The sequence below is a fragment of the Mitsuaria sp. TWR114 genome, from assembly GCF_007997345.1.
Genome location: NZ_VOSR01000408.1, coordinates 1 through 6,358 on the forward strand (window position 1 = coordinate 1; position 6,358 = coordinate 6,358).

4 protein-coding genes and 1 pseudogene are annotated in these 6,358 nt (G+C 69.5%); 2 read left to right on the top strand and 3 right to left on the bottom strand.

The genetic code is table 11. The annotated features are described in order from the left end of the window. Positions 1-470: protein phosphatase CheZ (locus tag FUT87_RS15320; RefSeq protein WP_147241567.1), on the bottom strand; the 470-nt coding region annotated here is incomplete at its 3' end. A gap of 295 nt (positions 471-765) precedes the next feature. Between FUT87_RS15320 and FUT87_RS15325 the strand changes: the two genes are divergently transcribed. Beyond that, positions 766-1,212 carry a hypothetical protein gene (locus FUT87_RS15325; protein ID WP_147241568.1) on the top strand — a complete coding sequence of 149 codons (447 nt, stop codon included), beginning with the start codon at positions 766-768 and terminating at the stop codon, positions 1,210-1,212. A 31-nt stretch (positions 1,213-1,243) separates the two neighbouring features. Here the strand turns inward: FUT87_RS15325 and FUT87_RS15330 are convergent, their stop codons facing one another. Together FUT87_RS15330 and FUT87_RS15335 are read right to left on the bottom strand one after the other, a co-directional pair. Further along, complete coding sequence (locus FUT87_RS15330; RefSeq protein ID WP_186830559.1) at positions 1,244-1,933, bottom strand: HPP family protein; 690 nt, start codon at positions 1,931-1,933, stop codon at positions 1,244-1,246. 233 nt (positions 1,934-2,166) lie between these two features. Next, complete coding sequence (locus tag FUT87_RS15335; RefSeq protein WP_147241570.1) at positions 2,167-2,637, bottom strand: Lrp/AsnC family transcriptional regulator; 471 nt, start codon at positions 2,635-2,637, stop codon at positions 2,167-2,169. 153 nt (positions 2,638-2,790) lie between these two features. Here FUT87_RS15335 and FUT87_RS15340 point away from each other — a divergent pair. Next, positions 2,791-6,308: pseudogene (locus FUT87_RS15340) on the top strand (indolepyruvate ferredoxin oxidoreductase family protein). Positions 6,309-6,358 lie beyond the last annotated feature (50 nt).

Here is a 6,358-nt window from a genome sequence, read left to right on the forward strand (position 1 = left end):
TGCGCCGCCGCGGCGGCCGGCTCGACATGGTCGTGCGCGGCGAGCAGCTGCTGCAGCGGCGCCTCGGCCGGCCGCAGCATGGCCAGCACCTTGTTGATCACCTGGCCGGACAGGTCCTGGAAGTCCTGGGCCATCATGATCTCGGTCTGCAGCCCCTTCACCCGATCCGCGAAGCCGGCGGCGCCGGCCGCGTAGGCCGCGCACAGTCGCATCATCGCGCGCGCCCGCTCGACGCTCAGGTCCGGCGCGGCCGCCAGCCGCTGCAGCGACTCGGACAACTCATGCCCCTGTCGGCCCACCGCCTGCGCATCCTCCTGCGCCGATTCCACGATGCCCAGCACCTTGCTGGCGGCCTGGTCGGTCATGCGCTTGACGTAGTCCAGACGCTCGCAGGCATCCGGCAGCTCCTGGGACAGCTTGTGCAGCGCCTGATGCGCGGCGGCCGTGAGCGGGGATTCGGATTGAGACATGGCGGCGGATCGCGGTGGGTGGGCGCGAAGGAAACGCGGGGTTGCGGATGGCACCGGCGCGGTGCGGGCGCCATCGACACTGGCGCTGGGAGCGGTCTGGAGCGCCGCTTTCAATAGCCGGAAATCTTAGTTCTGCAACTGGTGTAACCAACGGAAAGGGGGAAGGTCACCCGTGCATTTTTGGTGAGGAGCGCCGCATTTAAGTCAGCGACCGGCCGGCGCCCCTGTAGCCTTCGCTTCGTCCGTCCGCGGCCCGTCCTTGCTGCCGTCCCTTCTTGGCAAAGCGATCCGTCTCATGAACATGGCCACCACCCGTCCTTCGCCCGGCTTCCATCGCGCTCCCTCGCGGTCCGGCTCGTCCGGCACCGCGCGTCCGTCGTCGTCCTCCCGCGGCGACGGCGCCAGCTTCGCCGCCGCGCCGCGGGCGCAGGCCGTGGCCCCACAGGCCTCGGCGCTGCGTGACGTGAGCGACGTCATGGTCGGCGTGGTGCTGATCCTGGGCGTGCTGTTCGCGCTGCTGGTGCTGGCGCTCTACACCCGCGACTCGATGGCGGTCGGCAAGGCGCTGACGGAGCAGGGACAGGCGCGCGGCGCGCTGGTCTGCAAGGACGGCCGGATCGCCCGGGGCGATGGCTCTCTGCCCGACCGGATCATCGAGGACGGCGTGTTCGTCTGCACCGACTGGCGCACGCTGCAGGCGATCGAGCAGGAAGAAGCCGAGCGCGGCATGCGCAAGTACTGACCCTGCCGCGCCGACGGGCCGGGTCGCGCAGTCAAGTCCACAGGTCCAGCGGCGGCTCGTGCGTCATGCCGCGCAGCAGGTCGCTGCGTGAGAGAAAGCCGATCGGATGGCCGTTGTCGTCGCCGACCGGCAAGCCAGGCAGCCCCAGGTCCAGCAGCAGCTGCGCCGCTTCGCGCAAAGGCGTGTCCGGCTGCGCCACCGGCACCGGCGTCCACATCACGTCATCCACCGGCGCGGCCAGGCGCCGCGCGATGACCATCATCTCCGCGATCTCGTCGAGATCGTCCGCCAAACCCCGCGTGAGATCGCCACGCGACACCAGGCCGCGCACCTCACCCATCGGACCCAGCACCGGCGCCTGCGCAACGCCAGCGCGCGACATCATCCGCATCGCGCTCCGCAGCGGGGCGCCCGACATGACGCTGATCAGCTTGCGGCTCATCAGCTGATGCACCTGCGTCAGCACCTGGCGCTGCGTGTCGCCGGCATAGGCCGCCAGCGCCTCGTGCGCGACATAGGCCGACGCGCCGCTCGCCATCCCGCCCCCGGCACCGCCCTGACCTACGCCAGCCAGCACGACAGTCGACGGCGTCAGATCCCCCTGGCGCGCGATCGGCGCCACCGCGCGGGTGCGGGCCACGGCCTGCACCGGCGCGAGGTCGCGCACCTGCTCAAGGCCGCCCGTCAGGATCTTTCCAGAGGTGCCGTAGACGGAAAACATGCGGGGGAGGATGGCATGGGGAGGCAGCGGCGGCCATTGAGGAGAACGCCTAACTCCGGAGGGCCAAGCGCGGGCTCTCCACGACGCGAGGGGGCTCCCTCCTGGACCCCCTCGCATCATTCCGGCCCCATCGCCACTCGCTGCCTTCCAGGAAGAGGTCCGCGGGAGGCGGAGGCGGAGGCGGGAGGCGGGGCGTGGCGGTGGGATGGAGGTGGTGGTGGCGTGGGAGGCGATCAGGGAACCGGGTAGGCGGTCTCGTACTTGACCTCGCGGAGCACGACGTTGCTGCGTACGCTCGCGACGCCAGGCACCTTGAAGACCTTGCTCTGCAGGAACTGGTCGTAGACCTTCATGTCGGGCGCGACGATCTTCAGCACGTAGTCCGCCTCGCCGGTGATGGCCTGGCATTCGACGATTTCCGGGCTGCCCGCGACCATCGCCTCGAAGGCCTCGACCGCGCCCTCGGTGTGCCTCACCAAACTGACATTGGCCAGCACGCAGATCGAGAGCCCCAGTTGCTCCCGGTCCACCAGCGCGACATGGCGGCGGATGACGCCGCGCTCCTCCAGCTCCTTGACACGCCGCCAGACCGGCGTCGCCGAAAGCCCGACCTTGTCGGCCAGCTGCTGGGTGCTCTGGCGGGCGTCGGCCTGGAGCGCCTCCAGGATCAGGCGCGTCGCTCGGTCGAAACGTTCGTTCTCCATATCCGCCTCTTTTGAGAATGTCTCTATTGATCCTTGCGATGCAGCGAGCAAACGGAGCAAGAAACTGCCGATTGTCTAGGAAAGAATCTCCTCATTCATACATTCGAGCCGACCGGTCCTGCCGGCCGGCTCTTCCCGTTGGGGAGACAAGCCATGACCGAAGCCCGTCTTGCCGCTGCGCCGGCCCTGCGCGCCTACCAGCTGTCGGACAACCTCGCCGCGCAGTCCGGCCAGGTGTTCCTCACCGGCACGCAAGCCCTTGTGCGGCTGCTGCTGGCCCAGAAGGCCCAGGACGAGCGCCAGGGCCTGAAGACCGCCGGCTTCGTGAGCGGCTATCGCGGCAGCCCGCTCGGGATGGTCGACCAGCAGCTGTGGAAGGCGAAGAAGTTCCTCGAGAAGGCCCAGGTCAACTTCCTGCCCGCGATCAACGAAGACCTCGCCGCCACCGCCTGCCTGGGCGTGCAGCGCGTGGCGCTGGATCCGAAGCGCACCGTCGATGGCGTCTTCGCGATGTGGTACGGCAAGGGCCCCGGCGTGGACCGCTCCGGCGACGCGCTCAAGCACGGCAACGTCTACGGCACCGCGAAACAGGGCGGCGTGCTCGTCGTCTGCGGCGACGACCATGGCTGCGTGTCCTCCTCGACCCCGCATCAGAGCGACCTCGCGCTGCAGGCCTGGTCGATGCCGCTGGTGCATCCCGGCAACGTGGCCGAGTATCTGGAGTTCGGCCTCTACGGCTGGGCGCTGTCGCGCTTCTCGGGCGCCTGGGTCGGGTTCAAGGCGATCTCGGAAGTGGTCGAGTCCGGCATGACGGTCGACCTGGACGCGGTGCCGCTGGACTTCGAACTGCCGGTCGACCACACGCCGCCAACCGACCTGCACATCCGCTCGGTGGACCTGCCGTCGCTGGAGCTGGAGTCGCGCCTGGCGCACAAGATCGACGCGGTGCTGGCGTTCGCGAAGATCAATTCGATCGACAAGCACATCGTGGTGAGCCCGCGCGCGTCGCTGGGCATCGTGACCGTGGGCAAGGCGCATTACGACTTCATGGAAGTGCTGCGCCGCCTGGACCTGGACCCGAACGCGCTGGCCGCGGCCGGCGTGCGCGTCTACAAGGTCGGCCTGGTCTATCCGCTGGAGCCGACGCGCATCCGCGAGTTCGCGCAGGGCCTGACCGACATGCTGGTGATCGAGGAGAAGGCGCCGGTCGTCGAGCGCCAGATCAAGGAGCTGCTCTATCACCTGCCCGACGCGCAGCGTCCGCGCGTGGTCGGCAAGTCCGATGAACACGGGGCGGCGGTGCTGAGCGCGCTCGGCGAGCTGCGGCCGTCGCGCATCATGCCGACCGTGGCGGACTGGCTGGCGCGGCTGAATCCGGCGCTGGACCGCCGCCATCTGGTCGTCGATTTCCTGACGCCCTGCCTGCTGTCCAACAGCGCCGACGCGGTGCGCCGCCAGCCCTATTTCTGCTCGGGCTGCCCGCACAACACCTCGACGAAGCTGCCCGAGGGCTCGCGCGCGCTGGCCGGCATCGGCTGCCACTTCATGGCGAGCTGGATGGAGCGCGGCACGTCCGGCCTGATCCAGATGGGCGCCGAGGGCGTGGACTGGGCGGCGCACTCGCGCTTCACGACCGAGAAGCATGTCTTCCAGAACCTGGGCGACGGCACTTACTACCACTCGGGCTATCTGGCGATCCGGCAGGCCATCGCGGCCAAGGCCAACATCACCTACAAGATCCTCTACAACGACGCGGTGGCGATGACCGGCGGCCAGCCGGTCGACGGCCAGACCTCGGTGCCGCAGATCGCGCGCCAGGTCGAGGCCGAAGGCGTGAAGCGCCTGGTCGTGGTTTCGGACGAGATCGGCAAGTACGACGGCCATCACGGCCTGTTCCCCGCCGGCACGACCTTCCACGATCGCAGCGAGCTCGACGCGGTGCAGCGCGAGCTGCGCGAGATCCAGGGCGTGACGGTGCTGATCTACGACCAGACCTGCGCCGCCGAGAAGCGCCGCCGCCGCAAGAAGGGCGAGTTCCCCGACCCGGACAAGCGCATCTTCATCAACGAGTCGGTCTGCGAGGGCTGCGGCGACTGCGGCCAGGCGAGCAACTGCCTGTCGGTGGTGCCGGTGGAGACCGACTTCGGCCGCAAGCGCGCGATCGAGCAGAGCAGCTGCAACAAGGACTTCAGCTGCGTGAACGGTTTCTGCCCGAGCTTCGTGTCGGTGCATGGCGCCAAGCTGAAGAAGCGCGCCGGCGCGGCCTTCGGGCCCGCGGACCTGGCGCGCGAGATCGCCGCGATCCAGCCGCCCGCGGCCTGGGCGTGGACCGGCCCGTTCGACATGCTGGTCACCGGCGTTGGCGGCACCGGCGTGGTGACGGTGGGCGCGCTGGTGACGATGGCCGCGCACCTGGAGGGCAAGCAGAGCTCGGTGCTGGACTTCATGGGCTTCGCGCAGAAGGGCGGCGCGGTGCTGTCCTTCGTGCGCGTGGCGCCGACGCAGGACCTGCTGAACCAGGTCCGCATCGACACGCAGCAGGCCGACGTGCTGCTGGCCTGCGACATGGTCGTGGGCGCGAGCGCCGACGCGCTGGCGACGGTGAAGGCCGGCCGCACGGTGATCCTGGCCAACACGCATGAGCTGCGACCGCCGCCTTCGTCCGCAACCCGGATGCGAGCCTGCAGGCGGACTCGCTGCTGGCCAAGATGCGCCACGCCGTCGGCGAGGGTCAGGACCTGCTGGCCAGCATCGACGCGCAGGACATCGCGCAGCGCCTGATGGGCGACACCATGCCCAGCAACATCGTGATGCTGGGCGCGTGCTGGCAGCGCGGCCTGGTGCCGGTGTCCTTCGAGGCGCTGATGCGCGCGATCGAGCTCAACGGCGTGGCGGTGGAGAACAACAAGACCGCCTTCGCGCTGGGCCGTCTGGCGATCGCCGCGCCCGAGGCGCTGCGCCGCCTGGCCGGCGAGCAGAGCGGCTCGGCCGTGCAGTGGTTCAACTTCGACCAGCTCGACGACAAGGACGGCCAGCCCGGCCTGATCTCGCGCCGCAAGGCCTTCCTGACCGAGTACCAGGACGCCGCCTACGCGTCGCGCTACGAGGCGCTGGTGCAGCGCGTGCGCGCCGCCGAATCGGCGCTGGGCGAGGCCGGCAAGGGCCTGCGCCTGACCAAGGCGGTGGCGCGCTATTACGCGAAGCTGCTGGCGATCAAGGACGAGTACGAGGTCGCGCGCCTGTACACCGACGGCAAGTTCGAGGCCGCGCTGAAGGCGCAGTTCGAGGACTGGGATCACCTCAGCTTCCACATGGCCCCGCCGCTGATCGCCAAGCCCGGCGCCGACGGCCGCGCGAAGAAGGTCGAGCTGGGCTCGTGGACCTTCAAGGCGCTGAAGACGCTGGCCAAGTTCAAGGGCCTGCGCGGCGGCGCGCTGGACCTCTTCGGCAGGACCGAGGAACGCCGCATCGAGCGCCAGCTGATCCGCGACTACGAGGCCCTCGTCGACGAGCTGCTCGCCGGCCTGAGCGCGGAGAAGCTGGACCTCGCGATCAAGCTCGCCCGCCTGCCGGAAGGCATCCGCGGCTACGGCCACGTCAAGGAGCGCCACGTCAAGGCCGCGCGCCTGAAGTGGGAGCAGCTGAAGCAGCAGTGGCAGAACGCGGCGTGATCCGCCGAGCCTGAGCGGCGGACCACCCGGTCCGCCCGGTCACCGACACG

Excerpts from the sequence above, each read along its gene's own strand:
- FUT87_RS15325 (WP_147241568.1), top strand. The coding sequence starts at position 766 with ATGAACATGGCCACCACCCGTCCTTCGCCCGGCTTCCATCGCGCTCCC.
- FUT87_RS15330 (WP_186830559.1), bottom strand. The coding sequence starts at position 1,933 with ATGTTTTCCGTCTACGGCACCTCTGGAAAGATCCTGACGGGCGGCCTT.
- FUT87_RS15335 (WP_147241570.1), bottom strand. The coding sequence starts at position 2,637 with ATGGAGAACGAACGTTTCGACCGAGCGACGCGCCTGATCCTGGAGGCG.